32 protein-coding genes, 3 tRNA genes and 1 pseudogene are annotated in these 25,448 nt (G+C 59.6%); 26 read left to right on the top strand and 10 right to left on the bottom strand.

Features of this window, described 5'->3' with window-relative positions; genetic code table 11:
* Positions 1-101: 101 nt before the first annotated feature.
* The 4 genes from PMM47T1_RS27540 (at position 102) to PMM47T1_RS27525 (ending at position 2,546) form a co-directional block, all read left to right on the top strand.
* A tRNA-Val gene (locus PMM47T1_RS27540) sits at positions 102-178 on the top strand.
* Positions 179-447: 269 nt separating this feature from the next.
* Positions 448-1,794: an S-type pyocin domain-containing protein gene (locus tag PMM47T1_RS27535; protein WP_043301615.1), complete on the top strand. Its 1,347-nt coding sequence runs from the start codon at positions 448-450 to the stop codon at positions 1,792-1,794.
* Between the two features lie 7 nt (positions 1,795-1,801).
* Complete coding sequence (locus tag PMM47T1_RS27530; protein ID WP_008375417.1) at positions 1,802-2,053, top strand: bacteriocin immunity protein; 252 nt, start codon at positions 1,802-1,804, stop codon at positions 2,051-2,053.
* Between the two features lie 16 nt (positions 2,054-2,069).
* Positions 2,070-2,546: a hypothetical protein gene (locus tag PMM47T1_RS27525; protein WP_008375413.1), complete on the top strand. Its 477-nt coding sequence runs from the start codon at positions 2,070-2,072 to the stop codon at positions 2,544-2,546.
* A gap of 437 nt (positions 2,547-2,983) precedes the next feature.
* Here the strand turns inward: PMM47T1_RS27525 and PMM47T1_RS27520 are convergent.
* A pseudogene (locus PMM47T1_RS27520) lies at positions 2,984-3,610 on the bottom strand (tyrosine-type recombinase/integrase); the annotation flags it as partial.
* Between the two features lie 50 nt (positions 3,611-3,660).
* Between PMM47T1_RS27520 and PMM47T1_RS27515 the strand changes: the two are divergent.
* The 3 genes from PMM47T1_RS27515 to PMM47T1_RS28785 all read left to right on the top strand — a co-directional run bounded on the left by PMM47T1_RS27515 (position 3,661) and on the right by PMM47T1_RS28785 (position 5,197).
* A tRNA-Val gene (locus PMM47T1_RS27515) sits at positions 3,661-3,731 on the top strand.
* 144 nt (positions 3,732-3,875) lie between these two features.
* Entirely contained in the window at positions 3,876-4,223 is a 348-nt protein-coding gene (locus PMM47T1_RS27510) for a hypothetical protein (RefSeq protein ID WP_008375408.1), read from the top strand.
* 335 nt (positions 4,224-4,558) lie between these two features.
* Positions 4,559-5,197, top strand: a complete 639-nt coding sequence (locus PMM47T1_RS28785; RefSeq protein ID WP_008375406.1) for an SPOR domain-containing protein — start codon at positions 4,559-4,561, stop codon at positions 5,195-5,197.
* Here PMM47T1_RS28785 and PMM47T1_RS30020 read toward each other — a convergent pair.
* The 3 genes from PMM47T1_RS30020 to PMM47T1_RS30655 form a co-directional block, all read right to left on the bottom strand.
* A complete protein-coding gene (locus PMM47T1_RS30020; protein ID WP_157213094.1) occupies positions 5,194-5,337 on the bottom strand; it encodes a hypothetical protein in 144 nt (47 codons plus the stop codon). The genes PMM47T1_RS28785 and PMM47T1_RS30020 overlap by 4 nt on opposite strands.
* Positions 5,338-5,394: 57 nt before the next feature.
* The gene (locus tag PMM47T1_RS27495) at positions 5,395-5,691 is read right to left on the bottom strand and encodes a DUF6388 family protein (RefSeq protein WP_008375404.1); all 297 of its coding nucleotides are present in this window, start codon (positions 5,689-5,691) and stop codon (positions 5,395-5,397) included.
* Positions 5,692-5,785: 94 nt separating this feature from the next.
* Positions 5,786-5,917: a hypothetical protein gene (locus PMM47T1_RS30655; protein WP_274379888.1), complete on the bottom strand. Its 132-nt coding sequence runs from the start codon at positions 5,915-5,917 to the stop codon at positions 5,786-5,788.
* Between the two features lie 72 nt (positions 5,918-5,989).
* On the opposite strand from PMM47T1_RS30655, the gene PMM47T1_RS27490 reads away from it, so the two are divergent.
* Positions 5,990-6,562, top strand: coding sequence for an SPOR domain-containing protein (locus PMM47T1_RS27490; protein WP_008375402.1), 573 nt, complete (start codon positions 5,990-5,992; stop codon positions 6,560-6,562).
* 131 nt (positions 6,563-6,693) lie between these two features.
* On the opposite strand, the gene PMM47T1_RS27485 is transcribed toward PMM47T1_RS27490, so the two are convergent.
* The 3 genes from PMM47T1_RS27485 to PMM47T1_RS27475 form a co-directional block, all read right to left on the bottom strand.
* Positions 6,694-7,023 (bottom strand): hypothetical protein, encoded by a 330-nt coding sequence (locus tag PMM47T1_RS27485; RefSeq protein ID WP_008375400.1) that lies wholly within the window; start codon positions 7,021-7,023, stop codon positions 6,694-6,696.
* A 64-nt stretch (positions 7,024-7,087) separates the two neighbouring features.
* Complete coding sequence (locus PMM47T1_RS27480; protein WP_008375397.1) at positions 7,088-8,149, bottom strand: endonuclease/exonuclease/phosphatase family protein; 1,062 nt, start codon at positions 8,147-8,149, stop codon at positions 7,088-7,090.
* A 77-nt stretch (positions 8,150-8,226) separates the two neighbouring features.
* Positions 8,227-8,496 carry a DUF1654 domain-containing protein gene (locus PMM47T1_RS27475; protein WP_008375394.1) on the bottom strand — a complete coding sequence of 90 codons (270 nt, stop codon included), beginning with the start codon at positions 8,494-8,496 and terminating at the stop codon, positions 8,227-8,229.
* Positions 8,497-8,653: 157 nt separating this feature from the next.
* Between PMM47T1_RS27475 and PMM47T1_RS27470 the strand changes: the two genes are divergently transcribed.
* From PMM47T1_RS27470 to rbsD, 7 genes are all read left to right on the top strand, one after another.
* Positions 8,654-8,878: a YgdI/YgdR family lipoprotein gene (locus tag PMM47T1_RS27470; protein ID WP_008375391.1), complete on the top strand. Its 225-nt coding sequence runs from the start codon at positions 8,654-8,656 to the stop codon at positions 8,876-8,878.
* A 244-nt stretch (positions 8,879-9,122) separates the two neighbouring features.
* Positions 9,123-10,079 carry a sugar ABC transporter substrate-binding protein gene (locus PMM47T1_RS27465; RefSeq protein ID WP_008375389.1) on the top strand — a complete coding sequence of 319 codons (957 nt, stop codon included), beginning with the start codon at positions 9,123-9,125 and terminating at the stop codon, positions 10,077-10,079.
* Positions 10,080-10,135: 56 nt separating this feature from the next.
* On the top strand, positions 10,136-11,689 hold the full coding sequence (locus PMM47T1_RS27460; RefSeq protein ID WP_008375387.1) for a sugar ABC transporter ATP-binding protein: 1,554 nt from the start codon (positions 10,136-10,138) through the stop codon (positions 11,687-11,689).
* A complete protein-coding gene (locus PMM47T1_RS27455; RefSeq protein ID WP_008375384.1) occupies positions 11,686-12,678 on the top strand; it encodes an ABC transporter permease in 993 nt (330 codons plus the stop codon). Before PMM47T1_RS27460 ends, PMM47T1_RS27455 begins: the two co-directional genes overlap by 4 nt.
* Before the next feature lie 3 nt (positions 12,679-12,681).
* Complete coding sequence (locus PMM47T1_RS27450) at positions 12,682-13,707, top strand: LacI family DNA-binding transcriptional regulator (protein ID WP_008375382.1); 1,026 nt, start codon at positions 12,682-12,684, stop codon at positions 13,705-13,707.
* Between the two features lie 16 nt (positions 13,708-13,723).
* The gene (gene rbsK, locus PMM47T1_RS27445; protein WP_008375379.1) at positions 13,724-14,644 is read left to right on the top strand and encodes a ribokinase; all 921 of its coding nucleotides are present in this window, start codon (positions 13,724-13,726) and stop codon (positions 14,642-14,644) included.
* On the top strand, positions 14,641-15,045 hold the full coding sequence (rbsD, locus tag PMM47T1_RS27440; protein WP_008375377.1) for a D-ribose pyranase: 405 nt from the start codon (positions 14,641-14,643) through the stop codon (positions 15,043-15,045). The genes rbsK and rbsD overlap by 4 nt, the downstream gene beginning before the upstream one ends.
* Before the next feature lie 68 nt (positions 15,046-15,113).
* On the opposite strand, the gene PMM47T1_RS27435 is transcribed toward rbsD, so the two are convergent.
* Positions 15,114-15,341 (bottom strand): hypothetical protein, encoded by a 228-nt coding sequence (locus PMM47T1_RS27435; RefSeq protein ID WP_008375376.1) that lies wholly within the window; start codon positions 15,339-15,341, stop codon positions 15,114-15,116.
* A 190-nt stretch (positions 15,342-15,531) separates the two neighbouring features.
* Here PMM47T1_RS27435 and PMM47T1_RS27430 point away from each other — a divergent pair, with 190 nt between their 5' ends.
* Both PMM47T1_RS27430 and PMM47T1_RS27425 read left to right on the top strand, forming a co-directional pair.
* On the top strand, positions 15,532-15,834 hold the full coding sequence (locus tag PMM47T1_RS27430; RefSeq protein WP_008375375.1) for a hypothetical protein: 303 nt from the start codon (positions 15,532-15,534) through the stop codon (positions 15,832-15,834).
* A 120-nt stretch (positions 15,835-15,954) separates the two neighbouring features.
* The gene (locus PMM47T1_RS27425; RefSeq protein ID WP_008375372.1) at positions 15,955-16,284 is read left to right on the top strand and encodes an I78 family peptidase inhibitor; all 330 of its coding nucleotides are present in this window, start codon (positions 15,955-15,957) and stop codon (positions 16,282-16,284) included.
* Between the two features lie 108 nt (positions 16,285-16,392).
* Here PMM47T1_RS27425 and PMM47T1_RS27420 read toward each other — a convergent pair whose 3' ends face one another.
* Together PMM47T1_RS27420 and PMM47T1_RS27415 are read right to left on the bottom strand one after the other, a co-directional pair.
* Positions 16,393-16,605, bottom strand: a complete 213-nt coding sequence (locus tag PMM47T1_RS27420) for a cold-shock protein (RefSeq protein ID WP_003234260.1) — start codon at positions 16,603-16,605, stop codon at positions 16,393-16,395.
* Between the two features lie 287 nt (positions 16,606-16,892).
* Positions 16,893-17,198, bottom strand: a complete 306-nt coding sequence (locus PMM47T1_RS27415) for a hypothetical protein (RefSeq protein ID WP_008375366.1) — start codon at positions 17,196-17,198, stop codon at positions 16,893-16,895.
* A 330-nt stretch (positions 17,199-17,528) separates the two neighbouring features.
* Here PMM47T1_RS27415 and thrS point away from each other — a divergent pair, with 330 nt between their 5' ends.
* The 9 genes from thrS to PMM47T1_RS27370 all read left to right on the top strand — a co-directional run bounded on the left by thrS (position 17,529) and on the right by PMM47T1_RS27370 (position 24,993).
* Positions 17,529-19,451, top strand: coding sequence for a threonine--tRNA ligase (gene thrS, locus PMM47T1_RS27410; RefSeq protein ID WP_008375363.1), 1,923 nt, complete (start codon positions 17,529-17,531; stop codon positions 19,449-19,451).
* A complete protein-coding gene (infC, locus tag PMM47T1_RS27405; protein ID WP_177323411.1) occupies positions 19,451-20,002 on the top strand; it encodes a translation initiation factor IF-3 in 552 nt (183 codons plus the stop codon). Before thrS ends, infC begins: the two co-directional genes overlap by 1 nt.
* 60 nt (positions 20,003-20,062) lie before the next feature.
* Positions 20,063-20,257, top strand: a complete 195-nt coding sequence (gene rpmI, locus PMM47T1_RS27400; RefSeq protein WP_002553160.1) for a 50S ribosomal protein L35 — start codon at positions 20,063-20,065, stop codon at positions 20,255-20,257.
* Positions 20,258-20,285: 28 nt separating this feature from the next.
* The gene (gene rplT, locus PMM47T1_RS27395; RefSeq protein ID WP_002553161.1) at positions 20,286-20,642 is read left to right on the top strand and encodes a 50S ribosomal protein L20; all 357 of its coding nucleotides are present in this window, start codon (positions 20,286-20,288) and stop codon (positions 20,640-20,642) included.
* Positions 20,643-20,750: 108 nt separating this feature from the next.
* On the top strand, positions 20,751-21,767 hold the full coding sequence (pheS, locus tag PMM47T1_RS27390; protein WP_008375359.1) for a phenylalanine--tRNA ligase subunit alpha: 1,017 nt from the start codon (positions 20,751-20,753) through the stop codon (positions 21,765-21,767).
* Positions 21,768-21,788: 21 nt separating this feature from the next.
* Positions 21,789-24,167 carry a phenylalanine--tRNA ligase subunit beta gene (gene pheT, locus PMM47T1_RS27385; protein WP_008375357.1) on the top strand — a complete coding sequence of 793 codons (2,379 nt, stop codon included), beginning with the start codon at positions 21,789-21,791 and terminating at the stop codon, positions 24,165-24,167.
* 3 nt (positions 24,168-24,170) lie between these two features.
* The gene (ihfA, locus tag PMM47T1_RS27380) at positions 24,171-24,473 is read left to right on the top strand and encodes an integration host factor subunit alpha (RefSeq protein ID WP_002553164.1); all 303 of its coding nucleotides are present in this window, start codon (positions 24,171-24,173) and stop codon (positions 24,471-24,473) included.
* Positions 24,454-24,810, top strand: coding sequence for a MerR family transcriptional regulator (locus PMM47T1_RS27375; RefSeq protein WP_008375355.1), 357 nt, complete (start codon positions 24,454-24,456; stop codon positions 24,808-24,810). The genes ihfA and PMM47T1_RS27375 overlap by 20 nt, the downstream gene beginning before the upstream one ends.
* Before the next feature lie 106 nt (positions 24,811-24,916).
* Positions 24,917-24,993 (top strand) — tRNA-Pro (locus tag PMM47T1_RS27370).
* The last annotated feature ends 455 nt before the right edge of the window (positions 24,994-25,448 follow it).

The raw sequence follows: 25,448 nt of genomic DNA, 5'->3' as shown, positions 1-25,448 counted from the left end.
ACTTGAAATGCTTATCTGGGTAAAAATTTCGGTTATTCAGTGGGTTAGCTCAAAATGCGGTTGACACCCCACTGTAAATACGTAAAATACCGCCTCACAGCAGGCACGTAGCTCAGTTGGTTAGAGCACCACCTTGACATGGTGGGGGTCGTTGGTTCGAGTCCAATCGCGCCTACCAAACAAAATCCGCTCTGCTGGGCGGTCTGGAAGGGCCCACCGAAAGGTGGGCCCTTTTTTGTTGTCTTGGATTTCATACAGAACGTTCACAAAATATCGGGTTCGTTCACACGGGGCAATGTGAACGCCTATATGATCCGCAGCCTGCAAATGAAAGGGAGCACTCAGCACGCTTTTGGGAATTGTCCTACAGCCAGCGCTCAAACTTCTCGGTAGGGTTAACGCTGCCCAGCTACAGGCTGGAATTCCCCAAGGACGAAAGGAAGCTGCATGTCCGGTTATGTCCCAAAACCAGCTTTACCCAACACGCCAAAGGGCTACCGCAACAGCGGCGTGGAGCCTGTTGACATCCATGCCCAGCGTTGGGCGGAATACCCAGACCTCCCCACCAAAGAAGACGCCAAGCCAAACAGCTTGGGTTGTGTGTTCGCAAAGAGCTGTGACCTTCCAGACGGCGTGATCGATCACAAAAAGCCAGCCGGGTTCATCCCTGTAGAGAAAGTGGGCAACTACGGCGAGTTCGCCATTCTCGGTGGCCGTGATACGGATGCACAGGGAAACACTCCCCTCAAGAAAATCAGTGGTGCAATACCGGCAACACTGGGAACACTTCTACTGGGTGGGGCAGCTACTTCGGCTGCTGGCGTGTCTTGTGGTGGTTTGTGCGTTGCTGGAGCTGCTGTTGCGACAGGGAGCACTGCAACGGGTGCGAGTGCTGCTGGCGGTGCAGGCTTGGTTACTGCCGGTGTTGTTGCTGGCGCATTGGCCGGTGTGGTTGCAATGCTTTGGCCGTCGAGTCTTGGCGACAGTAGCCTTTATACAGAAGAACAGCTCCAGTCGTTTAAAGAAGGACGTACACGTGTCCGATTAACCGTTGAGCAGCAGGCCGATGGCACCTTGAAGGGGTACGGATACAACACCCAAAAGCGCCGTGACTGGGAAATGATTCCCGTAGTGCAGTTCGTTGCTCAAGGCTCCCAGCAAGTGGCTGACTTTGGTGATGGCGTAACCCTGATATGGACACCAGCCGCTGACCCGTCCAGCACGTTAGGAACTCCAGCGTTAGAAGGCGCACCACAGGCGCCACAGGTTTGGATTTATCCGCCCACCGAACAGGCTGATAACATCATCGTCAGCCCGATCTACCCGGACGCTTACAAAGATTTCATTTTGGTGTTCCCGGCTGATTCTGGTGTGCAGCCGTTGTACATCGTTATCAGCGCCCGGTATTCACCGGGAATCGCAACAGGACGGGGTGAAGATGTGTTCGGCATCTGGCTTGCCGGAGCTGGCACAGGGTTAGGCGCTCCAATCCCTACCCGGATAGCGAACGTATTACGGGGGCGAGAATTTAAGAGCTTCGATACTTTCAGGGCGGCATTCTGGAAGGCAGTAAGCAACGATCCTGAGCTGTTTAGCCAACTGAGTGAGGACGATCAGGCGCGTGTGCTAACTGGGAACGCCCCTACTGTTCGATTCAGAGACTCGGTAGGCAAACGGGTCACCTATGAAATACACCACATCGAGCTAATTAAAGATGGGGGGGCGGTGTACGACGCGGACAACCTAAGGGTGAATACCCCTCGAAACCACATTGACCTTCACAAGAAACAGTAGGCACAGCATGGAAAACATTTCTGATTTCACCGAAGCCGAATTCATCGCCTTCATCAAAAACATACGTGTCGTCAACAAAGGCGGCACGGATGAAGAGCTTGGCGAGTTGCTTGAGAAATTCAGTCAGCTTGCAGGCCATCCCGACGGCTACGATTTGATTTTCCACCCAGAACCCGGTGCGGACAACTCTGCCGAAGGTGTCACCAAGACGGTGAAGGAATGGCGTGCCGCTCAAGGCTTGCCGGGGTTCAAAGAATAATCTTATGAGAGTACATATGGAGCTTCGCCCTGATTTAATGCCGCCGATGCTGGATGAATCTTTGGTCGCTCGGCTGACGAACCTTTCTGAACAAATTGATTGTGGACATCCCGACCGAACTCGGGAGCAGTTGGCCGCGTTCAATCGAGAAACCATGACCGAGTTTGAATTCATCGACTTTCAGGGAATCTATGGTGGGCAAACCCACGACACTTGGGTTCGCAAGGTCTTAGCAACACCGTATGAACAGCGTGTGACAGATGTAACCAAGCAGGAGCTGATAGAGCTGGCCCGAAGGGTAATGGAGTGCGATGGGGCCGAACACGACATTGATTTTTGGTTGCACATGCTGGAAATCAACATACCTAATGAACGCGTATCCGATTTGATTTTTTGGCCAGACGAATACTTCGATGAAGCTGATTATCCGGAGGGACTATCGCCAGAGCAGGTGATAGAAATCGCGTTGAATGATAGAGAGGTTGTGCTGTAGCGACAGCCCGCCCACACCGAAGGACTGTCATCCTGCACGGCGTTGAAACTGAGGGTGTGAGCGAGCAGCGGGGATTCGACATGACTCGCCCCAGCCAATTCCTTGCCGCCGCCAAAATTTTCAATGCACTTCAACAGGCGTTTGGCTGTCGAGCTTGGAAAATAAATCTGGTGGTTTTTCGGGTGGTGCTTAGTATCGAACAGCGGGCTTGCCCAGAAACGCCCAAAGGGCACCACAAATAAGTTGGGGCACGTAGCCCCGAAGTTTGACCAGGAGTGACGCTGTAGCGCCCCGTATCAGGCTGCCATTGTTTCCCGCTTGATCCTGTACACCGTTGCAACACCACAGTGAGCAACGCGGGCCACTTCGTCAGCAGACATGGTTGGATACTTGGTTAGGGTTTCCTTGACCTTGGCCCACTTGGCAGCGTTCCTTCCTTTACCTGATGGCTCATCGGCAATTCGTTCCTTGAGGTGCAGGCACTCTTTCGTTAGCTTCAGGATTTCAGACCTCCTCATGGCAGCCTCGTATGCCAGTTCAACAATCATCTTCATGCTAGGGGAGAGTTTCGCGAGCAGTCGCTCAAGCTCGCTCGCACGGATGACCTTGTCAGACGACCGATCTGGCTTTGGGAGTGCGATATCACTCACGGGGTTGTGAATATCGATCAGTAACCCGCGTTTAGCGAACCGATAGAAGCGTGACATAAAGGCGAGTTGCGTCCTGCACGTGGATGGCTTCACCGTCTTCAATCGCATGATCTTGAAGTCATTGATCATCTGTGGAGTGATTTCGTGAATAGGCTGGGTGAAGTCCCTGCCAAGATGCTCCACGATTTTCAGTGCATGGCCGTAGCTTCCTTTGCCCTTGAGCATCGTTTCACCGTACGTCATGCCCAACGTATAAATGGTGTGATGTTTGCGATCCATCGTGACGGCTTCGAGCTGGTTCGCCCATGACTCTGCTTCAGCTTTGGTGCGGAAGGTTTTGGACTGCGGAGATTTGCCCTTAACTCGTACCTGAGCGTTCCAGTTGCCGGACGGAAGTAAGCGGAAGTTGGCCATTTGTGACGCCTCTTAATGTGAATGGGCGTTCTGTGAAACCTTGAGCACCAAGGCTTGCAGCTTGCTCAAGCAGACCTTGACATGGTGGGGGTCGTTGGTTCGAGTCCAATCGCGCCTACCAAACAAAATCCGCTCTGCTGGGCGGTGTAGAAAAGGCGATCCGAAAGGGTCGCCTTTTTTGTTTGCCTGCAGGAAACCATCCTGACACGGCATTGAGGGTGCGCGGATGCTAAAGTGCCGCCCTGACTAATCATGAGGGAACACCATGCGTAAGCTGTTGAGCGCAATGCTGCTGGTATCACTGGGCGGCTGCATGTCGGCAAACATGGACCAGGTCCGCAGCCAGGGCGCCTATCGCTCGTTTACTTCGCAGAAGCCGGCCAAGGACGTTGCCCAGTGCATCGAATACTCCTGGCAGGACGAAGTGCTGTCGGGCGCCGCCGCCGATTCCCACACCGAACCGGCGAAGGACGGCAGCCTGACCGTGATGGTCGACTCCAAGAACTTTGCCGACGTACGCCAGGCCGGCACCGGCAGTGCGGTGGCTTACTTCGCGGAACAGGGCTCGCCGCTGGCGCACCAGCGGTTGGCGGCGTTGAGTACCTGTCTGTAGTGCGTGGTGTGTGTAGCTTTTCCAAAGTTTGCGTAGGACACTCCTGATTCGCTGTTCATGGGGTGTCGTGCCGCTCGGCCCCCGCCCGTACTGGCAGTGTCAGCATCCATCGGTGCTGGCTTGCACCCGCGTGCTGCCCTCATTGGCGGGGCCTTCTGCGGTCCGCGTAACCTGAGCTCCTGTCTTTCATGAAATCAACACCCTTACCGAACCTGACCGCTTGTCGCCGTTTGCCGAGGGGGCCTATAGTCAATTCGGGTCTGGTGGCGATTGCTCAGCTCGCATGCGCGGCGCTGCTAGAATCAAGGATGTAGTCCCCATGTGGAGGTCTTCTCATGCGCACATTTTCCATTCTGATGGCTGCCTCGCTGCTCGCCGGTTGTGGTGACAGCGCCATACAGGACGCCCACAAGGCCGTGGCCTACCAGTTGATGGATCCGGCTTCGGCGCAATTTCGTGAAGATCGCGAGCTGGCCGATGGCAGTGTCTGCGGGCAGGTGAATGGCAAGAACAGCTACGGCGCCTACTCAGGGTTTGGTCATTACCTGGCACGCAAGGGCGCGGATGGCTTCCAGGTAGTGCTGGACCCGCAGGGCAGCAATGCCAGTGCCGCTCAGGCATGTGGTTACCCACTGGCGGCCGTGCCAGTGGCGCCGCCAGCCCAGGCGCCGGCCGCGCCCGTGGCGGGGTCGAAAGGGCCCAACGAAATTGCCGGGGTAAGATGGTCGGTGCAGTTGGCATCCACCAGTGCGGAGTCGGCCAGCCTGATGAGCAAGAAGCTCGCAGGCTTCGGGTATTCACCCTACGTGGCGCGCGAAGATAACGTCAGTCGCGTCTTCGTGGGCCCGTTCGATTCGCGCTCCGAGGCCACTCGCAAGCTTGATCAACTGCGCCATGATCACAAGATCCGCGGCATCGTGGTGCGCTATCGCGGGGTAGGGGACCTGCCGGCGCCTTCAGTAGCCCACGGTTAGTCGACGCCGTTGATGCCCTCATCAACCAAGACTTCGGGCTCGTCAGGCAGGACTTCGTCAGTGTCCAGGTTAGCTTCGCCTTCGTCCGAGTCGTTGAGCGGCGCTTCGTCGCCATGGTCGAAATCCTCATCAGCTTGCATAAAGCACTCCTGGGGTAGTGCCAGGCACCCGGGGTGTCTGGCATGGTTGGCCGACGGTCAGGGCTCGATTTCGTTGAACGAGCAATATTCTTCCCAGCTCATGCCCAGGGTCTGGGCCACTTCCTGATGCACTTCCAGGCGCATGGCCTTGAGTTCTTCGGGGCTGTTGGCGATCAACTCCAAGGTCAGCTCCCAGGGCTCGATGCCCTGATCTTCAGCCTGGTCGTCGAACGCCCACTGAATCTGCTGCTGTTGTTCGGTAGGGCTCAGGTCCTTGATCTCGTCCAGCAGCTGTGGGTTACTGGCGGCGAATTTTTCCAGGGCAAGCGAGCTGCGGTCTGCTTTGGCAATCATGGTGGTCTCTTTCAGGCGGTAAAAGCCCGAACATTATCAGCCAGTGGCACCACGGCGTGAAGGGCGTTGCGCTTATGCGGGGGGCGCCGCTGCATTAAGCGCGGCCGCCAGCAATATCAGGGCGATCAACAGCAGCAGCAACAGCATCAATAACTTCATCGCCAGCCCTGCCTGCAGTGGCTTGAAAAAGCCTGCTCATGCCATAGAAGACCGCTTCGGAGTACATGTGTTAGCCCTGTGCGGCCTGTATGCGACGATCGGTGGTAAAATTGGCCGATTATTTTCGGGAGGTGGGCGCGTGCGCAAATTGATGGTGGTGGGTGCGGTATTGATGCTGGCCGGCTGTGGCAGTGCCGTGGAAGAGTCGGCCAAGGCTGTTTTGCTGCACCTGGACAATCCCAAAACGGCGCGTTTCACCAATGTGCGCACCACGGACAAGGGTGATGTCTGCGGTCAGGTTCGGCAGAAGGATGCGTCGGGCAAGTTTGAGGGCTACCGCAATTACGCGGCCATCAAGACCGAGGATGGTTTCAAGGCCGTCATCGATGAAGATGGCAACAACGCCAAGGTGCGCGAAGTGTGTGGCGAAGGCCAGGAAGTGTCAGCTGAGGACGCAGCGCCTGCTGCTGCCGCCACGGCTGCCCATGGCTGGGAAGTGCAAATTGTCGATGGCGCCAACATGGGCGCGCTCAGCGACATGACCTCGCGCCTGATCGAGAACGGCTTCGTGGCCAGCGTGGCCCAGCGTGACGGCAAGCAGCTGGTGTACCTGGGGCCATTCCAGAGCAAGGAAGAAGCCGAGCAGAAACGCGCCCAGTTGCTGGCCTCCCAAGGCATCAAATCGGTGGTGGTGGAACACCAGGCCAACTGACTGGCCATGGCCACGGATTACGACCTGGCGGCAGCTCCTGCGAGGCTGCGTCTTGCGAGGGGTTGTGTCAGGCAGTGCGCGGCGTCTGCGGCGCGGCCCGGGGCCGCTGCTACAGGCACCGCGTGGTGCCATCAGTGGCGTGCTTTTTCGTGGTGGAGGCAGCCCTGGTAGTAGGTCTGCTTCACCGAGGCAGGGCGCAGTCGCGAACGGCTGTGGTAGGTCTGGTCGGTGATGCCCAGGGCCATCTTGCGCATCCAGGGTTGGCTGAAGTGCCGTTGTTGCAGCCTGCGCCGGGCACTGTACAGCGTCCTGCCGGACAGCTTGGACTGCTGGGCCTGGGCGGCAATATCGGCGCCCCAGCGGCACATTTCCACGTCATGCCGAGTCAAGCTCCTGGCCGACGCCGCACCTGCAGCCAGCGTCAGCACCAAGGCCATCATGGTCAAGCCAAAACGTCGCATATACCCTCTCATTGAAATACGGTGTGAAAACATCAAGCCGCCGCCGTGAAGCGGCGGCCGCAGATCAACGGCAGTTGCCGGCGATGTGGTAATGGGCCGCCAGCGCGGCCGCCTCGCTGTCGAACTCGACCTGGTTCTTCGCCGAAATCGAGTTGTAGGACGGGCAGTCCGGGCGGTGGTAGGTCATGGAGTTGCGGTTGCCTCGCACCGGGCCGCTCTTGCTGGCGCTTGCACTGGCGACCTGCGCGGTGGCGGTGGTGGTCGGTTTTGCCGCAGCAAAGGGTGCCGCCTTGCCGGTGGCTTTGCCGCCCATCACCGCGTCCATGAAGATCGGTGCATGGTCCGAGACGCTGGATCGCCCCTTGGCATTGCTCATCTTCAGGTAGCTGGGGTAGTCGAACACCTGCACGCTCTTGACGTTGATGGTGCTTTCGTTGGACACGAAGATGTTGTCATACAGGTTCGAGAACTGGCCGTCGGTGGTGGACAGCGTGCTGGCGCCTTGCAGCATCAGCGGCCGTGCGCTGACCCGCAGGCCGGCCCAGGCAGTGGAGGTGGGTGGGGTATTGAAGTCGCCCATCAGCATGATGTTGGTGTTGCCGTCGTACACGCTTTTCAGCCACGCCCAGTAATCGCCCAGCACGGCGATTTCCTTGGTGCGGTCGGCCACGGTCTTGCCGTAGTGGATGTGCACGGTGGCAGCCACGAAGGTGCTGTTGTCCTTCAGGTTGCGGAAGCGCGCCGAGTAAGGTTCGCGTTCAAAGTGGTCACCCTTGTCCAAGTAGGTTGCGGCACCGTCTTCATAGGAAACGGCGTCATCACGCCACACGAAACCATACATTTCCTTGTAGGAACTGCGCCCGGTGGCGTGGGAGGCCATGGCCGACCACTTCTTGCCGGTGGCCTGCTCCAGTGCCTTTTGCAGGGCGGTGAGACCATCCTCGTTCATCAGCTCCTGTACGGCCAGGAAGTCGACGTTCTGCGCGACCTTGGCAATGCTGGCGAAATCCTTGCCGGGGCGCACGCTGAGGTGCTCCAGGTTCCAGGTGCCTATGCGTACATCGGCAAAGGCCTGGCCGCAGACGAGCATCAACGCCAGCAGCGCCGTGGTTAATTTCCTGAACATGCAATTTTCCAATCAAAAACGGGGGGAGGGCAGGTCACCGAAGTGCCCGCCACTGTAAAGGGCAAGCCTTGGAGGGCTCAGTCTTCCTTGGGTACTACCCAGAAAATCTGCACGCCACCGTCGTCGCGCCAGGCAAGGGTGACGTTATCGTTCTCGCCAATCTCCTCCAGCAGCTGTGTCCAGTCCTCGGGCGATTCATGGTCCAGTTTGAAAATCAGCGCCGACCTGGCCTTCTGCGCCGTGGGTGCGTTGATGATTTTCGAGATGCGCAGACCCAGCTGTTGATAGCTGTCGAGCGGGGAAGGGGTATTGGCCACGAAGCATTCCTTATTTTGCTGTACGTGCATACAGTATTTTACTGTGGGCAATTTCGCAACAGGTCTACTGAAGAAGAGCCCCTCTGACCGCGAATTTTTCCTTTTGCTGCGCAGCGACGAAATTATTCTGTTTGCCGATGGCTCTATTACGTAGGAAGTGTGTGTTTTTTACGTGAGGAGACGGCAGATGAATACTCGACACCTGTGGCTGGCTTCCGTGGGGCTGGCGGCTGCGGCCCTGGCTGGCTGTTCCACTGAAACGGTGGTGACCCTGCAGAACGGCACCCAGTACATCACCCGCGCCAAGCCCGATACCAAAAACGCCGATGGCTTTTATGAATTCACTGACATCTCTGGCAAACACGTGCGCGTGCGGGCCGATGAGGTGGCCACGGTGAAGCCGGAAGATTGAATTCGCTGCTTTGGGTTATGCTGTAACCAAGGGGGCGTTTACCCCTGTGTAGGACCTTTCCCCGCACCCGGCCGTGTTCCGGCAGGGCGTCACAAAATCACCGCGCGACCCGTTGACAAAGTCGCGCGGCGTTCTCATAGTCCACTAACGCAAACGTTTGCGTTGAGGGATCCCTGCTTTATCCTTTCAGCACGATCCTGCGCACATCCGCTGCAAACAATAATCATAAGATCGGAGTGACCCCATGAAATTGCCATTCGCTGGACGCTTGCTCGCCGTCTCCCTGCTGGCCGCCGTCTGCGCGGTTGCCCCCTTGTCCCAGGCCGTGGCCGACACCGCCAAGCCCAAAGTCGCGCTGGTGATGAAGTCGCTGGCCAACGAGTTCTTCCTCACCATGGAAGACGGCGCCAAGGACTATCAGAAAGCCCATTCTGCTGATTTCGACCTGATTTCCAACGGTATCAAGGACGAGTCCGACACCGCGAACCAGATCCGCATTGTCGAGCAGATGATCGTGTCCAAGGTCGATGCCCTGGTCATCGCCCCCGCTGACTCCAAGGCCTTGGTGCCGGTGATCAAGAAAGCCATGGATGCCGGTATCACCGTCATCAACATCGACAACCAGCTGGACGCTGATGTACTCAAGAGCAAAGGCATCAGCGTGCCGTTCGTGGGGCCTGATAACCGCAAGGGCGCGCGCCTGGTGGGCGAGTACCTGGCCAAGCAGCTGAAGGCGGGCGATCAGGTGGGCATCATTGAAGGCGTACCTACCACCACCAACGCCCAGCAGCGTACCGCCGGCTTCAAGGATGCGATGGATGCGGCGCAGATGAAGATCGTCTCCACCCAGTCCGGCAACTGGGAAATCGACAAGGGCAATGCCGTTGCCTCGGCCATGCTCAACGAATACCCCGACCTGAAGGCCTTGCTGGCCGGTAACGACAGCATGGCGCTGGGCGCGGTCTCGGCCGTTCGTGCTGCCGGCAAGGTGGGCAAGGTGCAAGTGGTGGGCTACGACAACATTAACGCCATCAAGCCGATGCTCAAGGATGGTCGCGTGCTGGCCACGGCCGACCAGTTCGCCGCCAAGCAGGCGGTGTTCGGTATTCAGGCGGCGTTGAAGATGATCAAGCACGAGCCCATTGATGGCGCCGCCAATGGCGTGATCGAGACCCCGGTAGAGCTGGTCACCAAGCCCTGATTGCCCGCTAGCATTGCCGCGCCTGCCCTTTCCGGGCGGGCGCCTGGAGAATTCCTATGTCAGCTGCTGCCCCGAACGTCGTACTCTCGGTCAGTGGTATCGGTAAGACTTACGCCCAGCCCGTGCTGTCAGGCATCGACCTGGAGTTGGTGCGTGGCGAGGTGCTGGCCCTGACCGGCGAGAACGGCGCCGGCAAAAGCACCTTGTCCAAGATCATCGGCGGCCTTGAAGCCGCCACCGTCGGTGAGATGCAGTACCAGGGCCAGGCCTATTGCCCGGGCAGCCGTGCGGCCGCCGAAACCCTGGGCGTGCGCATGGTCATGCAAGAGTTGAATTTGTTGCCGACCTTGTCGGTGGCCGAAAACCTGTTTCTCGACAATTTGCCCAGCCGGGCAGGGTGGATCAGCCGCAAGCGCCTGCGCGAAGCAGCCCTGCAGGCCATGGCCCAGGTCGGCCTGGAGGCCATAGACCCGGACACGCCGGTGGGCGAGCTGGGCATCGGCCATCAGCAGATGGTGGAAATTGCCCGCAACCTGATCGGCGATTGCCATGTGCTGATTCTCGACGAGCCCACGGCCATGCTCACCTCGCGGGAAGTGGAGATGCTCTTCGAGCAAATCGCCCGCTTGCGCGCGCGTGGCGTGGCCATTGTCTACATTTCACATCGCCTGGAAGAGTTGGCGCAGGTGGCCCAACGCATCGCCGTGTTGCGCGATGGCCAGTTGGTGTGCGTGGACTCGATGAGCAACTACAACAGCGAACAGTTGGTGAACCTGATGGTGGGTCGCGAACTGGGCGAACACATTGACCTGGGGCCGCGCAGCATTGGCGGGCCGGCGCTGTCGGTGAAAAACCTGAGTCGTGCCGACAAGGTCCGCGACGTCTCGTTCGAAGTGCGCAAGGGCGAGATATTTGGCATTTCCGGGCTGATCGGCGCAGGGCGCACCGAGTTGCTGCGGCTTATCTTCGGCGCCGACGCGGCGGACAGCGGTCATGTGGAGGTGGGTTCGCCCCTGCGCAAGGCTGCTATCCGTTCGCCGTCTGACGCCGTGGCCCACGGTATCGCCCTGATCACCGAAGACCGCAAGGGCGAGGGCCTGCTGCTGCCTCAGTCAATCAGCGGCAACATAGCCCTGGGCAACATGCCGGCGATATCCGCAGGGGGGCTGGTCAACGGTGTCGCCGAGCGGCAACTGGCCCAGCGCCAGATCGCGGCCATGCGCATCCGCAGTTCCAGTCCCGATCAACTGGTGTCGCAATTGTCGGGCGGCAACCAGCAGAAAGTGGTGATCGGCCGCTGGCTGGAGCGTGATTGCTCGGTGCTGCTGTTCGATGAGCCCACCCGTGGCATTGACGTGGGCGCCAAGTTCGACATTTACGCCCTGCTGGGTGAACTGACTCGCCAAGGCAAGGCGCTGGTGGTGGTGTCCAGTGACCTGCGCGAGCTGATGCTGATCTGCGATCGCATTGGCGTGCTGTCGGCCGGCCACCTGATCGAGACCTTCGAGCGCGACACCTGGACCCAGGACCAACTGCTGGCGGCCGCTTTTGCCGGTTATCAAAAACGAGATGCGCTGGTCAGTGATACAGCGCCCAGGAACCTTGCATGAAAACTACCGTGGACACTCAGGCCTCGCCTGCGGCCAAGCGCACCGGCACCTACTTCGGCCTGGGCACCTACCTGGGCCTGGCAGGCGCATTGCTGGCAATGATTGTGCTGTTCTCCCTGCTCAGCGATCACTTTCTTTCCTTCAGCACCTTCAGCACCCTGGCCAACCAGATCCCCGACCTGATGGTACTGGCAGTGGGCATGACCTTCGTGCTGATCATCGGCGGTATCGACCTGTCGGTCGGTTCGGTGCTGGCCCTGGCGGCGTCGGCGGTCAGCGTGGCCATTCTGGGCTGGGGCTGGAGCGTGTTGCCGGCCGCGTTGCTGGGCATGGGTTGTGCGGCGCTGGCGGGTACCCTCACAGGCTCCATCACCGTGGCCTGGCGCATCCCCTCGTTCATTGTGTCGTTGGGTGTGCTGGAGATGGCGCGCGGGGTGGCCTACCAGATGACCGATTCGCGCACCGCGTACATCGGTGATGCGTTTGCCTGGTTGTCCGACCCACTGGCCTTGGGTATTTCGCCGTCATTCGTGATTGCCCTGGTGGTGATCGTGCTGGCCCAGGCGGTGCTGACCCGTACCGTGTTTGGCCGCTACCTGATCGGCATCGGTACTAACGAAGAAGCGGTGCGCCTGGCGGGGATCAACCCCAAACCCTACAAGATCCTCGTGTTTTCGCTGATGGGGCTGTTGGCCGGCCTGGCGGCGCTGTTCCAGATTTCGCGCCTTGAGGCGGCCGACCCGAACGCAGGCTCGGGGCTTGAGCTGCAGGTGATCGCCGCCGTGGTGATTGGCGGAACCAGCCTGATGGGCGGGCGCGGCTCGGTCATCAGTACGTTCTTCGGGGTGTTGATCATTTCCGTGCTGGCCGCAGGCCTGGCGCAAATCGGTGCCACTGAACCGACCAAAAGAATCATTACCGGGGCGGTCATCGTGGTGGCGGTGGTGCTCGACACCTACCGCAGCCAACGTGCCCGGAAGCGGAGCTGAGTCATGGCAACCATCAAAGATGTCGCCGCGTTGGCGGGCATTTCCTACACCACTGTGTCCCATGTGCTGAACAAGACCCGGCCGGTCAGCGAGCCGGTGCGGCTCAAGGTCGAAGCCGCCATCGCCCAGCTCGACTACGTGCCCAGCGCCGTGGCGAGGTCGCTGAAGGCCCGTAGCACGGCCACCATCGGCCTGCTGGTGCCTAACAGCATCAACCCCTACTTCGCCGAGCTGGCGCGGGGTATCGAGGACTTTTGCGAACGCAATGGCTACTGCGTGATCCTGTGCAACTCTGATGATAACCCGCAAAAACAGCGCAGCTACCTGCGGGTGTTGCTGGAAAAACGCGTGGACGGCCTGATCGTGGCCTCGGTGGGTGAAGACAGCGACCTGCTCAGCAGCCTGGCCACGGTGCGCACGCCCATGGTCATCGTCGACCGCAGCCTGGACGGCGTGGCCGCAGACCTGGTGCGCATCGATCACGAATTGGGGGGTTACCTGGCCACCCGGCACCTGTTGGAGTTGGGGCATCGCGATATCGCCTGCATCAACGGCCCGGCCGATACCAGCGTGGCGCAGATGCGCCTGGCGGGCTACAGCCGGGCATTGGCCGAGTTCAATGTGCAAGCCGTGCCTGCGCGGGTGCTGGAAAGCGATTTCAGCGGCCCGGGGGGCTACCGGGCCGCTGGCGTGCTGCTGGACGGCGAGCAGCCGCCTACCGCCATATTTGCCGCCAACGACATGATCGGCATGGGCGTGCTGCGCGCTGCCGCCGAGCGCAATATCCGCGTGCCGGGAGAGCTGTCGGTGATCGGCTTCGATGACATCCAGCTGTGCCGTTACGTGTACCCGGCGCTGACCACCGTGGGCCAGTCCATCCGCCAGTTGGGCGAACAGGCGGCCGAGCGGCTGCTGGCGCGCATTGGCAGCAAGGTCAGTGAAGGGGTGGTGCAGCAGATCGTTGCCCCCAGCATTGTGCTCCGTGAGTCGACCGCCCCGCGTACGGGGCTTTTCAATGAATACCGCTGAAACAGAGTGCAGGCACATGCAAGCGAAAGTCGTGGTAGTAGGTAGTTTGAACATGGACCTGGTCACCCGTGCCCAGCGTTTGCCGCAGCCGGGCGAGACCGTGGTGGGCAATTCGTTCGCCACGGTGCCGGGCGGCAAGGGCGCCAATCAGGCGGTGGCGGCTGCGCGCCTGGGCGCACCCACTGCCATGATTGGCTGCGTGGGCGACGACGCCTATGGCGCGCAGTTGCGCCAGGCGTTGCTCGATGAGGGTATCGATGGGCAGGCGGTTGTCACGGCGGCCGGCGTGAGCAGCGGCGTGGCGCTGATTGTGGTGGACGAGGCCAGTCAGAACACCATCGTCATTGTCGCCGGCGGCAATGGTGAGGTCAGCGCGCAGCGTGTGCAGCAGGCCGATGCGCTGTTGCAACAGGCGGATGTGATTGTCTGTCAGTTGGAGGTGCCGCTCGATACCGTGGCCTTCACCCTCAAGCGCGGCCGGGCGTTGGGCAAGACGGTGATCCTCAATCCGGCACCGGTCAGCGCGCCACTGCCGGCTGACTGGTATCGCGCCATCGACTACCTGATCCCGAACGAAAGCGAAGCCTTTGCCTTGACCGGCGTGCGGGTCGACTCGTTGCACAGCGCCCAGCAGGCCGCCACGCACCTGCACGCCCAGGGCGCCGGCAAGGTCATTATCACGCTGGGGGCCCAGGGCTCGCTGTTCGCCGAGGGCGGTCGCTTCCAGCACTTTCCTGCGCCGGTGGTAAAGGCGGTGGATACCACGGCGGCGGGAGACACCTTTGTCGGGGCGTTCGCCGCCGCGCTGGCGCGCGGCGAGCACGAGCTTCAGGCAATTGCGTTTGGCCAGGTGGCCGCGGCACTGTCGGTCACCCGGGCCGGGGCGCAGCCGTCCATTCCGTACCTGGCCGATGTAACGGGGTTCGTGCAGCCATGAAAAAGACTGCGCTGCTCAACATCGCCCTGTCGCGGCTGATCGCCTCCCTGGGGCACGGCGACATCGTCGTCATCGGCGATGCCGGTTTGCCGGTGCCGCCGGGCGTCGAGCTGATCGACCTGGCGTTGACGCCCGGCGTACCGGACTTTGTCTCGACCCTGACGGTGGTGCTCAGTGAAATGCAGGTGGAGCGCCATGTGCTGGCTCAGGAGATCTTTGCGGCATCACCGCCCGCGCTGGTTGCGCTGGAGCGCCTGAACGAGGAGGGCGCCCTGGGGGGGCGGGAGGCCATCAGCCATGATGACTTCAAGCAACTGACCCGCCAGGCCAGGGCGGTGGTGCGTACAGGGGAGTGTCAGCCTTACAGCAACGTCATCCTGATTGCAGGCGTCACGTTCTGAAGCCTGCGCGCTGCCCCTGAATCTGAAACCTGTAGCCGCAGCCTGACGGCAGCGGCAGGGCGAACAGGTCAAGCCGGCAGCGCAGGCGCCTCGGGCGGGGCGGTGTAATGCCCATGCTCGCCGGAGTATTTCTCGAACACTTGGTCGATGAACGACAGCGCCGCCGGAGTGCCCAGTTCCTTGACCAGCAGGTCGATGGCAATGATCGCCAGTTCCTCGGGGTTGCCCGGGCTGTAGGAGCATTGCCCCTGGGGCCATTTGGCTTTGATGTCGGCGACTACGGTTACGTTGGCCATGATGCTGGGCTACCTGAGCAGGTGAAGTGGCATCAGCAGGGCCGGTTCCCTGGCTGCTGAGTCCCGTCGCGGCAAATGGCCTGCGTGGGGGTTCCAGTAAACCATTTGGGGCATCTTTTGGCACTCCTACTTAGGCATAAAGCCGGGTTCATGCCAAAATCGGGCTTATTTGCCTGGTTGGAAGCGCCCCGTGCACATCGATTTGAACGACAGCAACGCCTTTACCCTCGACGCCGTGCGCCAGTTGATTGCCGCGGGCGATGACCACGTCCACAACCAATTGCGCGTCAGCAAGGCGGGGCAGGCCTGGTTATCCACGATGGTGGGCGGCCAAGAGGTCGACGGCTTGTGCTTTCGCCTGGAGACCTGGGCGGCGGGTTCGGGCTACGTGGGGGAGGTCGCGGCGTGCGATGACGTGTGGGTCCAGCAGATTTTCAATGCCTTGAAGCAGAACTGGCCCAACCCGCCCTTCGATTACATCGATGTCTATTAACATTTGGACATGAATGCGCTGCGCCAGCCGCAGCCGGGTCGGGCAGACTGGCTGGCATGCAACCCTGCGGCCGATGTGTTGTCGCACAGGGGCAGATCTTTTTTCTCACAAGGAGGCTTCATGTCCTGCATGCGTGCATCATCGGTAACCCTGCTCGCGATACTGGCCCTGGCGGGCTGTGCGTCGTCTGGCAATGGTTCGGGCAATGGGGGGGCGGCTAGCGCGGCCCCTGCGGTGGCCAGTGACGGGCGATGTCATGCCGAGGGCGCCCAGTTCGCCGTGGGCAAGCCAGCTTCCCCGCAGTTGCTGGAGCAGGCGCGCACCGGGTCGGGCTCGCAGATTGCACGTATTCTAAAGCCCCATGACGTGGTGACCTTGGAATACCGTTCGGACCGCGTTAACCTCAATGCCGATGACAGCGGCACGATCACACGCGTCAACTGCGGCTGAGCCGCTACCCGTAGCTGCTGGCGGCAGCGGCTACGGAACCGCGTAGGGCAGTAAATCGCAGGCATAAAAAAACCCGTCACATGGACGGGTTCTTTTTAGCTCGGGAGATTACTCGCCGCGAACTTGAGCAGCTTGCATGCCCTTTTGGCCTTTCTCAGCCACGAACGAAACGGTCTGGCCTTCTTTCAGGCTTTTGAAACCGTCGGATTCGATAGCTTTGAAGTGTACGAACAGGTCGTCACCGCCACCTTGAGGAGTGATGAAGCCGAAGCCTTTCTCATCGTTGAACCATTTTACGGTGCCGGTTTGGCGATTAGACATGGTGTATCTCCAAGAAACATATTAAGTAGTGCTGTGCTGCTCAGGCCAACTGGGCACACCGAGCTATCATAGTCTAAATGTTCGACCGAATAGCTCTTTAGATGCGCATTTGTCCCAGCTATTTTTTCGTCCCTACACCGCAAAAGCCGTCTAACCCTTGATTTCATTGGGTTTGGCGGAAAAAAGCGGCGAAAAAAAAAGACGAAAAAAAACACAGATTTCGCCTTCGGTTGGCCGGTTTTCAGGCCTTTGGGGTCAATCGGGGGCACGCAAGGCACCAAAAGGGCCTAGCTTTTGGTCCGGCAGCTGGCTGCCGCGTCCATCATTTTCTTCTGCAATTGGGCGTCCACGCCGTTGTCGGAGTTGGCCACTTGCTTGAGTTCGTCGGTGCTCAGCTTGCTGGTGATGGCCTTGTCGCTGCACTCGCACACAGCCTTGGCCTTGGCGGCGCCGGCTTTTTCGGCGGCGGCGTTCTGGCATTGCGAGAGGAACTGGCTTTCCGCCCCGGCTGGCCACTGGCCGGCACTGGCGAACTGGGGCAGGGTGATTGCGGCGCACGCGGCCAGGGAAAGGAAAAGCGATTGAAGACGCATACCGTAATGCTCCTTGGGTTCAGGTTGACTCGAAGTATGGCTTGCCTTTCATCAGAGTGAAGGATGGAAAGCAAGTTCCGGCAAGCCGCCGGCTGGCGACCACTCATCAGCGTTATTCTGTGCTATTGTGGTCGCCCTCGACAGGTGCGGGTTGCTCCTTTGGCAACCGCAATGGCGAGTTACCTTATTACTATTCCAGTCACTCTGGTTCGGTCCTGGTTGGCCTAGCGGCTCCTGCCACTGTGAGGCAGGCATACCGCCGAATCTTGTACTGGCTCATCCCAACCCACGTGACCTTTGGTAGGGGTCACCACTAGGAGAGGAGGCGCCATGCCCATCATTACTCTTCCCGACGGCAGTCAACGTTCGTTCGATCACGCGGTTTCGGTCGCTGAAGTCGCCGCCTCCATCGGTGCCGGCCTGGCCAAGGCCACCGTGGCCGGAAAGGTCAACGGCAGCCTGGTCGATGCATCCGACCTGATCGAAAACGACGCCACCCTGCAGATCATCACCCCCAAGGACGAAGAGGGGCTGGAAATCATTCGTCACTCTTGCGCGCACCTGGTTGGCCACGCGGTCAAGCAGCTGTACCCGACGGCGAAAATGGTGATCGGCCCGGTCATCGACGAAGGCTTCTACTACGATATCGCCTTCGAGCGTCCTTTCACGCCGGACGACATGGCGGCCATCGAGCAGCGCATGCACCAGCTGATCGAGACCGAATACGACGTCATCAAGAAGGTCACGCCGCGCGCCGAGGTCATCGATGTCTTCACCGCCCGTGGTGAAGACTATAAGCTGCGCCTGGTCGAGGACATGCCTGACACCCAGAGCATGGGCCTGTACTACCACGAAGAATACGTCGACATGTGCCGCGGCCCGCACGTGCCGAACACCCGTTTCCTCAAGTCGTTCAAGCTGACCAAGCTGTCGGGCGCCTACTGGCGTGGCGATGCCAAGAACGAGCAGCTGCAGCGCGTGTACGGTACCGCCTGGGCTGACAAGAAGCAGCTGGCGGCCTACATCCAGCGCATCGAGGAAGCGGAAAAGCGCGACCATCGCAAGATCGGCAAGCGCCTGAACCTGTTCCACCTCCAGGAAGAAGCGCCGGGCATGGTGTTCTGGCACCCCAACGGCTGGACCCTGTACCAGGTGCTCGAGCAGTACATGCGCAAGGTGCAGCGTGACAACGGCTACCTGGAGATCAAGACGCCGCAGGTGGTTGACCGCAGCCTGTGGGAAAAGTCCGGGCACTGGGCCAACTACGCCGAGAACATGTTCACCACCGAGTCGGAAAACCGCGACTACGCCATCAAGCCGATGAATTGCCCCTGCCACGTGCAGGTGTTCAACCAAGGCCTGAAGAGCTACCGCGAACTGCCGATGCGCCTGGCTGAGTTCGGCGCCTGTCACCGCAACGAGCCTTCGGGCGCGCTGCACGGCATCATGCGCGTGCGTGGTTTCGTTCAGGACGACGCTCACATCTTCTGCACCGAAGAGCAGATGCAGTCCGAATCGGCAGCGTTCATCAAGCTGACCATGGACGTGTATTCGGACTTCGGTTTCAAGGATATCCAGCTAAAACTGTCCACTCGTCCTGAAAAGCGTGTGGGCAGCGACGAATTGTGGGATCGTGCCGAGTCCGCTCTGGCCGCCGCTCTCGACAACGCAGGTTTGCCTTACGATCTGCAGCCGGGCGAAGGTGCTTTCTACGGTCCGAAAATCGAGTTCTCCCTGAAGGATTGCCTGGGTCGCGTCTGGCAGTGCGGTACGCTGCAGCTGGACTTCAACCTGCCAATCCGCTTGGGTGCCGAATACGTCTCCGAAGACAACAGCCGTAAACATCCGGTCATGCTTCACCGTGCCATCCTGGGTTCCTTCGAGCGTTTCGTCGGTATCCTGATCGAGCACTACGAAGGTGCGTTCCCGGCCTGGTTGGCGCCAACCCAGGCAGTGATCATGAATATCACTGATAAACAAGCTGATTTTGTCCAGTCCGTGGAAAAAAATCTGACGGAAAGCGGATTTCGTGCCAAGTCCGACTTGAGAAATGAAAAGATCGGCTTTAAAATCCGCGAGCATACGTTGCTCAAGGTTCCTTATCTCCTCGTCATTGGGGACAAGGAAGTTGAAACGCAAACTGTCGCTGTGCGTACCCGTGAAGGTGCAGACCTGGGCTCCATGCCCGTCGCCCAGTTCACCGAGTTCCTCGCACAAGCGGTTTCCCGGCGTGGTCGCCAAGATTCGGAGTAATTATTATTAAGCGTGAAATGAGACAAGATAAACGAGCTGCACCGAAGGCCCCGATCAACGAGAATATCTCGGCACGCGAGGTTCGGTTAATTGGCGCTGACGGCGAGCAGGTTGGCATCGTCTCGATTGATGAAGCGCTTCGTATCGCTGAAGAAGCGAAGCTGGATCTGGTAGAGATTTCTGCCGACGCAGTGCCTCCGGTTTGCCGAGTCATGGACTACGGCAAGTCGATCTTCGAAAAGAAGAAGCAGGTTGCTGCGGCGAAGAAGAACCAGAAGCAGATCCAGGTAAAAGAAATCAAGTTTCGTCCAGGGACGGAGGAAGGGGATTACCAGGTAAAACTACGCAACCTGGTACGTTTCCTTAGTGATGGGGACAGGGCCAAGATTTCGTTGAGATTTCGCGGCCGTGAGATGGCGCATCAGGAGCTGGGTATGGAACTGCTCAAGCGGGTTGAACAAGACCTGCTGGAGTACGGTTCCGTCGAACAGCATCCTAAGATGGAAGGACGCCAGCTGATCATGGTCATCGCCCCCAAGAAAAAGAAATAACCACCAGGGCACGGCAGGCCTTGCGGTTATGTTTATCAACTGAATGCGGAGTATCCGAACATGCCAAAGATGAAAACCAAGAGTGGTGCAGCTAAGCGGTTTCTGAAAACCGCTAACGGCATCAAGCACAAACACGCTTTCAAGAGCCACATCCTGACCAAAATGTCGACTAAGCGTAAGCGTCAACTGCGCGGTAGCAGCTTGCTGCATCCGTCGGACGTTGCAAAAGTCGAGCGCATGCTGCGCCTTCGTTAATTTCGGTCAAAGATAGAGGAAGTTACTCATGGCTCGTGTAAAGCGTGGCGTCATTGCCCGTAAGCGTCACAAAAAGATTCTGAAACTGGCTAAAGGCTACTACGGCGCGCGTTCGCGCGTATTCCGTGTAGCCAAGCAAGCGGTCATCAAGGCAGGCCAATACGCCTACCGCGACCGTCGCCAGAAGAAGCGTCAGTTCCGCGCTCTGTGGATCGCTCGTATCAACGCTGGTGCTCGTGTAAACGGTCTGTCCTACAGCCGTTTCATCGCTGGCCTGAAAAAAGCGTCCATCGAGATCGACCGTAAGGTTCTGGCTGATCTGGCAGTGAACGAAAAAGCGGCGTTTGCTGCGATTGTCGAGAAAGCTAAAGCCACTCTGGCCTAAGTACCCACGACAATCACCTGGGGCCGGTTCACGGTAACGGGTGTTAAACGTCATAAACAGGGGAAGAGCCTTTAAGCTCTTCCCCTGTTTTGTATCTGGAGTCTGTACATGGAAAACCTGGATGCGCTGGTCTCTCAAGCTCTGGAGGCCGTGCAACACGCTGAAGACATCAATGCCCTGGAGCAGATCCGGGTTCAATTCCTTGGCAAGAAAGGCGAGCTGACTCAGGTGATGAAGACCCTGGGCAACCTGCCGGCCGATGAGCGCCCGAAAGTCGGTGCGCTGATCAACGATGCCAAGGAGCGTGTCACAGATGTCCTTAATGCACGCAAGGCCGGTTTCGAAGAAGCCGAACTGAGTGCCAAGCTCGCCGCCGAGCAAATCGACGTGACCCTGCCGGGCCGTGGCCAGACCTCTGGCGGCCTGCACCCGATCACGCGCACCCTGGAGCGGATCGAGCAGTTCTTCACCCACATCGGCTACGGCATTGCCGAAGGCCCTGAGGTGGAAGACGACTACCACAACTTCGAGGCGCTCAACATCCCTGGCCACCACCCGGCCCGGTCGATGCACGACACCTTCTATTTCAATGCGAACATGCTGTTGCGCACCCACACCTCGCCGGTGCAGGTTCGCAGCATGGAATCTTCGCAGCCTCCGATTCGCATCGTGTGCCCGGGCCGGGTATACCGCAGCGACTCGGATATCACCCACTCGCCGATGTTCCATCAGGTCGAGGGGTTGCTGATCGACCGTGATATCAACTTCGCGGACCTCAAAGGCACCATCGAGGAGTTCCTGCGGGTGTTCTTCGAGAAAGAGCTGGCCGTACGCTTCCGTCCTTCCTACTTCCCCTTCACCGAGCCTTCGGCTGAAGTCGACATCCAGTGCGTGATGTGCAGCGGCAAAGGTTGCCGCGTGTGCAAGCAGACTGGCTGGCTGGAAGTCATGGGCTGCGGCATGGTGCACCCGAACGTGCTGCGCATGTCTGGCATCGACCCTGAAGAGTTCCAGGGCTTTGCCTTCGGCATGGGCGCCGAGCGCCTGGCCATGCTGCGTTACGGCGTCAATGACTTGCGCCTGTTCTTCGACAACGACTTGCGCTTCCTCGCGCAATTTCGCTAAACGAATTATTAGGAGAGCAGGATGAAATTCAGTGAACAATGGCTGCGTGGCTGGGTAAGCCCGCAGGTAGGTCGCGATGAGCTGGTGGCTCGTCTGTCCATGGCCGGGCTTGAAGTGGACAGCGTCACCCCCGCGGCTGGCGCTTTCACCGGCGTGATCGTCGGCGAAGTGCTGAGCACCGAGCAACACCCCGATGCCGACAAGCTGCGCGTATGCCAGGTCAGCAACGGCAGCGAGACCTTCCAGGTTGTCTGCGGCGCGCCGAACGTGCGCCCGGGCCTGAAGATCCCGTTCGCCACCCTGGGCGCCGAACTGCCGGGTGACTTCAAGATCAAGAAGGCCAAACTGCGCGGCGTCGAGTCCAACGGCATGCTGTGCTCGCAGTCCGAGCTGCAAGTGGGCGAGGGCAACGACGGCCTGATGGAGCTGCCGGCCGATGCGCCGGTAGGCGAAGACTTCCGCGTGTACCTGGGCCTGGACGACGCCAGCATCGAGGTCGACCTCACCCCGAACCGTGGCGACTGCCTCTCCCTGGCGGGCCTTGCCCGTGAAGTGGGCGCGCTGTACAACGCCCCGGTCACACGTCCCGTGGTGGCCGCAGTGGCACCGGTGATTGACGACGTACGCCCGGTTGACGTACTGGCGCCTGCCGCCTGCCCGCGTTACCTGGGCCGCGTGATCCGCAACGTCGACCTGTCCAAGCCTACCCCGTTGTGGATGGTGGAACGCCTGCGTCGCAGTGAAGTGCGCAGCATCGACGCGGCCGTGGACATCACCAACTACGTGATGATCGAACTGGGCCAGCCGCTGCACGCCTTCGACCTGGCTGAAATCAACGGTGGTATCCGCGTGCGCATGGCCGAGGAGGGCGAGAAGCTGGTCCTGCTGGACGGTCAGGAAGTGACCTTGCGCGCCGACACCCTGGTCATCGCCGACCACACCCGGGCCCTGGCCATTGCCGGCGTCATGGGCGGCGAGCACAGCGGTGTCACCGGCAAGACTCGCGATATCTTCCTGGAAAGCGCGTTCTTCGACCAGATCGCCGTGGCGGGCAAGGCCCGTTCCTACGGCCTGCACACCGACGCTTCGCATCGCTACGAGCGTGGCGTGGACTTCAATCTCGCCCGTGAAGCCATGGAGCGCGCCACCGGCCTGCTGCTGGACATCACCGGTGGCGAGCCAGGCCCGATCATCGAGACCGTCAGCGCGCAGCACCTGCCGCACATCGCGCCAATCACCCTGCGTGCCGAGCGCGTCAGCCAGATGCTGGGCATGGACATGGACCCGGCCGAAATCGAGCGTCTGATCGCCGCCCTGGGCCTGGGCATCACCGCCGAGGCTGCTGGCCAGTGGCGCGTTGAAGTACCAAGCCATCGCTTCGATATCAGCCTGGAAGTGGACCTGATCGAAGAGCTGGCGCGCCTTTACGGCTACAATCGCCTGCCGGTTCGTTACCCGCAAGCCCGCCTGGCCCCCCAGGCCAAGGCCGAAGCCCGTGGCGAACTGCCGGAGCTGCGCCGCCTGCTGGTTGCCCGTGGCTACCAGGAAGCGATCACCTACAGCTTCATCGATCCCAAGTGGTTCGAGCTGTTCAACCCAGGCGTCGAGCCGCTGCTGCTGGCCAACCCGATTTCCAACGACATGGCGGCCATGCGCACCTCGTTGTGGCCGGGCCTGGTCAAGGCCCTGCAACACAACCTCAACCGCCAACAGGACCGCGTGCGCCTGTTCGAAAGCGGCCTGCGTTTTGTCGGGCAGCTGGACGGCCTGAAGCAAGAGCCGATGTTGGCCGGCGTGGTCTGCGGATCGCGCCTGCCCGAAGGCTGGGCACAGGGCCGCGACACCGTCGACTTCTTCGACGCCAAGGCGGACGTGGAATCGGTACTGGGCTTTGCCGGCGCGCTGCAGCAATTCAGCTTCGAGCCAGGCAAGCACCCGGCCCTGCACCCTGGTCAAACCGCACGTATCGTGCGCGAAGGCCGTGAAGTCGGCTACCTCGGCGCCCTGCACCCAGAGCTGGTAAGAGCCCTGGGGCTGGACCGTCCGGTGTTCGTCTTCGAGCTGGTGCTGGCTGAAGTGGCCGAAGGCAAGCTGCCGAAATTCTCGGAACTGTCCAAGTTCCCGGAAGTGCGTCGTGACCTGGCCCTGGTCGCCGATCGTGAAGTGCCGGCAAGCGCCGTACTGCAGGTTATTCGTGAAAATGCAGGGGAATGGCTCACAGACCTCAGCCTCTTTGACGTCTACCAAGGTAAAGGTATTGATCCCAATAGAAAAAGCCTTGCAGTTGGCTTGACCTGGCAGCATCCATCGCGCACTCTTAATGACGATGAGGTGAATTCCACAACGCAAGCTATCCTCACCTCGCTCGAACAAAGGTTGAATGCCACGTTAAGGAAGTAGCGCATGGGGGCTCTGACGAAAGCTGAGATGGCCGAGCGTCTTTATGAAGAGCTGGGCCTGAACAAACGGGAAGCCAAGGAATTGGTCGAACTGTTTTTCGAGGAAATCAGGCACGCTCTGGAAGACAACGAGCAGGTCAAACTGTCCGGTTTCGGTAACTTTGACCTGCGCGACAAGCGCCAGCGGCCTGGCCGCAACCCGAAAACCGGTGAGGAAATCCCGATCACGGCTCGCCGTGTGGTCACCTTTCGTCCAGGGCAGAAGTTGAAGGCCCGAGTTGAGGCATATGCTGGAACCAAGTCATAACGACGAGCTTCCGCCGATTCCTGGCAAACGCTACTTCACCATTGGTGAAGTCAGCGAACTTTGCGCTGTAAAACCCCACGTACTGCGGTACTGGGAACAGGAATTCCCCCAGCTTAACCCGGTCAAGCGCCGCGGAAACCGCCGGTATTACCAGCGCCAGGACGTGCTGATGATCCGGCAGATCCGCGCCTTGCTCTACGATCAGGGCTTCACCATTGGCGGCGCGCGTTTGCGCATGTCCAGCGACGAAGCCAAGGACGACACCACGCAATACAAGCAGCTGATTCGGCAGATGATCTCCGAACTTGAAGACGTGCTGGTGGTACTGAAAAAGTAATAAATCGCATCAAGAAAATACTTCCACTTTTCAAAAGCTTGCGGTATATTCTTGATCGTTCCCTTCAACAAGGAACGGGTTTTACGCAACATGATTCACGCCTAGTCGGGGCGTAGCGCAGTCCGGTAGCGCACTAGCATGGGGTGCTAGGGGTCGAGTGTTCGAATCACTCCGTCCCGACCATATTTTTCAATGACTTAGCCCAATCTGAAAAGGTTGGGCTTTTTCATGTCTAAACAAATACTCCCACATTTACTCCCACGGATATTTTGGATCTGGGTAGCGTTGCCATCCGGAAGGCGCAGTTGTGTTCTGATCTCGTGTCCGGAGGCACCCCGTGCCAAGGCAATGCTCTGAAGTGACAAGTGCGTTCGTCAACTGTATTGCCCATATCGAAGGTCCGCGAGGCGAGCACCGGAGGATGGGTATTGGCGGGGTGATAGTCTCGGTTGCTGCTGAGGTGATTCAGACAATCGCTCGGGTTCCGGCAGAGGCATTAAGTATCACGCGGTTTCAGCGGCGTGACGGGGAGAGGGCTGATCAAGCGTGATCCCACTCAGCGAGCCGCAACCATCAGCAGCAACCACGGGTGGACGTGGATATAGCATTTTGCTAGCTTCGATTCATTTCCCGTTACT

The sequence above is a fragment of the Pseudomonas sp. M47T1 genome (assembly GCF_000263855.1).
In the GTDB taxonomy this organism is placed as follows: Bacteria; Pseudomonadota; Gammaproteobacteria; order Pseudomonadales; family Pseudomonadaceae; genus Aquipseudomonas.
The sequence above is the reverse complement of the archived record's forward strand: the minus strand, read 5'-3'. Positions and strand labels throughout refer to the sequence as shown.

What these genes read in the sequence shown, in the direction of transcription:
- PMM47T1_RS27535 (WP_043301615.1), top strand. Translation starts at nt 448, where the DNA reads ATGTCCGGTTATGTCCCAAAACCAGCTTTACCCAACACGCCAAAGGGC.
- PMM47T1_RS27530 (WP_008375417.1), top strand. Translation starts at nt 1,802, where the DNA reads ATGGAAAACATTTCTGATTTCACCGAAGCCGAATTCATCGCCTTCATC.
- PMM47T1_RS27525 (WP_008375413.1), top strand. Translation starts at nt 2,070, where the DNA reads ATGGAGCTTCGCCCTGATTTAATGCCGCCGATGCTGGATGAATCTTTG.
- PMM47T1_RS27510 (WP_008375408.1), top strand. Translation starts at nt 3,876, where the DNA reads ATGCGTAAGCTGTTGAGCGCAATGCTGCTGGTATCACTGGGCGGCTGC.
- PMM47T1_RS28785 (WP_008375406.1), top strand. Translation starts at nt 4,559, where the DNA reads ATGCGCACATTTTCCATTCTGATGGCTGCCTCGCTGCTCGCCGGTTGT.
- PMM47T1_RS30020 (WP_157213094.1), bottom strand. Translation starts at nt 5,337, where the DNA reads ATGCAAGCTGATGAGGATTTCGACCATGGCGACGAAGCGCCGCTCAAC.
- PMM47T1_RS27495 (WP_008375404.1), bottom strand. Translation starts at nt 5,691, where the DNA reads ATGATTGCCAAAGCAGACCGCAGCTCGCTTGCCCTGGAAAAATTCGCC.
- PMM47T1_RS30655 (WP_274379888.1), bottom strand. Translation starts at nt 5,917, where the DNA reads ATGTACTCCGAAGCGGTCTTCTATGGCATGAGCAGGCTTTTTCAAGCC.
- PMM47T1_RS27485 (WP_008375400.1), bottom strand. Translation starts at nt 7,023, where the DNA reads ATGCGACGTTTTGGCTTGACCATGATGGCCTTGGTGCTGACGCTGGCT.
- PMM47T1_RS27480 (WP_008375397.1), bottom strand. Translation starts at nt 8,149, where the DNA reads ATGTTCAGGAAATTAACCACGGCGCTGCTGGCGTTGATGCTCGTCTGC.
- PMM47T1_RS27475 (WP_008375394.1), bottom strand. Translation starts at nt 8,496, where the DNA reads ATGCACGTACAGCAAAATAAGGAATGCTTCGTGGCCAATACCCCTTCC.
- PMM47T1_RS27470 (WP_008375391.1), top strand. Translation starts at nt 8,654, where the DNA reads ATGAATACTCGACACCTGTGGCTGGCTTCCGTGGGGCTGGCGGCTGCG.
- PMM47T1_RS27465 (WP_008375389.1), top strand. Translation starts at nt 9,123, where the DNA reads ATGAAATTGCCATTCGCTGGACGCTTGCTCGCCGTCTCCCTGCTGGCC.
- PMM47T1_RS27460 (WP_008375387.1), top strand. Translation starts at nt 10,136, where the DNA reads ATGTCAGCTGCTGCCCCGAACGTCGTACTCTCGGTCAGTGGTATCGGT.
- PMM47T1_RS27455 (WP_008375384.1), top strand. Translation starts at nt 11,686, where the DNA reads ATGAAAACTACCGTGGACACTCAGGCCTCGCCTGCGGCCAAGCGCACC.
- PMM47T1_RS27450 (WP_008375382.1), top strand. Translation starts at nt 12,682, where the DNA reads ATGGCAACCATCAAAGATGTCGCCGCGTTGGCGGGCATTTCCTACACC.
- rbsK (WP_008375379.1), top strand. Translation starts at nt 13,724, where the DNA reads ATGCAAGCGAAAGTCGTGGTAGTAGGTAGTTTGAACATGGACCTGGTC.
- rbsD (WP_008375377.1), top strand. Translation starts at nt 14,641, where the DNA reads ATGAAAAAGACTGCGCTGCTCAACATCGCCCTGTCGCGGCTGATCGCC.
- PMM47T1_RS27435 (WP_008375376.1), bottom strand. Translation starts at nt 15,341, where the DNA reads ATGGCCAACGTAACCGTAGTCGCCGACATCAAAGCCAAATGGCCCCAG.
- PMM47T1_RS27425 (WP_008375372.1), top strand. Translation starts at nt 15,955, where the DNA reads ATGTCCTGCATGCGTGCATCATCGGTAACCCTGCTCGCGATACTGGCC.
- PMM47T1_RS27420 (WP_003234260.1), bottom strand. Translation starts at nt 16,605, where the DNA reads ATGTCTAATCGCCAAACCGGCACCGTAAAATGGTTCAACGATGAGAAA.
- PMM47T1_RS27415 (WP_008375366.1), bottom strand. Translation starts at nt 17,198, where the DNA reads ATGCGTCTTCAATCGCTTTTCCTTTCCCTGGCCGCGTGCGCCGCAATC.
- thrS (WP_008375363.1), top strand. Translation starts at nt 17,529, where the DNA reads ATGCCCATCATTACTCTTCCCGACGGCAGTCAACGTTCGTTCGATCAC.
- rpmI (WP_002553160.1), top strand. Translation starts at nt 20,063, where the DNA reads ATGCCAAAGATGAAAACCAAGAGTGGTGCAGCTAAGCGGTTTCTGAAA.
- rplT (WP_002553161.1), top strand. Translation starts at nt 20,286, where the DNA reads ATGGCTCGTGTAAAGCGTGGCGTCATTGCCCGTAAGCGTCACAAAAAG.
- pheS (WP_008375359.1), top strand. Translation starts at nt 20,751, where the DNA reads ATGGAAAACCTGGATGCGCTGGTCTCTCAAGCTCTGGAGGCCGTGCAA.
- pheT (WP_008375357.1), top strand. Translation starts at nt 21,789, where the DNA reads ATGAAATTCAGTGAACAATGGCTGCGTGGCTGGGTAAGCCCGCAGGTA.
- ihfA (WP_002553164.1), top strand. Translation starts at nt 24,171, where the DNA reads ATGGGGGCTCTGACGAAAGCTGAGATGGCCGAGCGTCTTTATGAAGAG.
- PMM47T1_RS27375 (WP_008375355.1), top strand. Translation starts at nt 24,454, where the DNA reads ATGCTGGAACCAAGTCATAACGACGAGCTTCCGCCGATTCCTGGCAAA.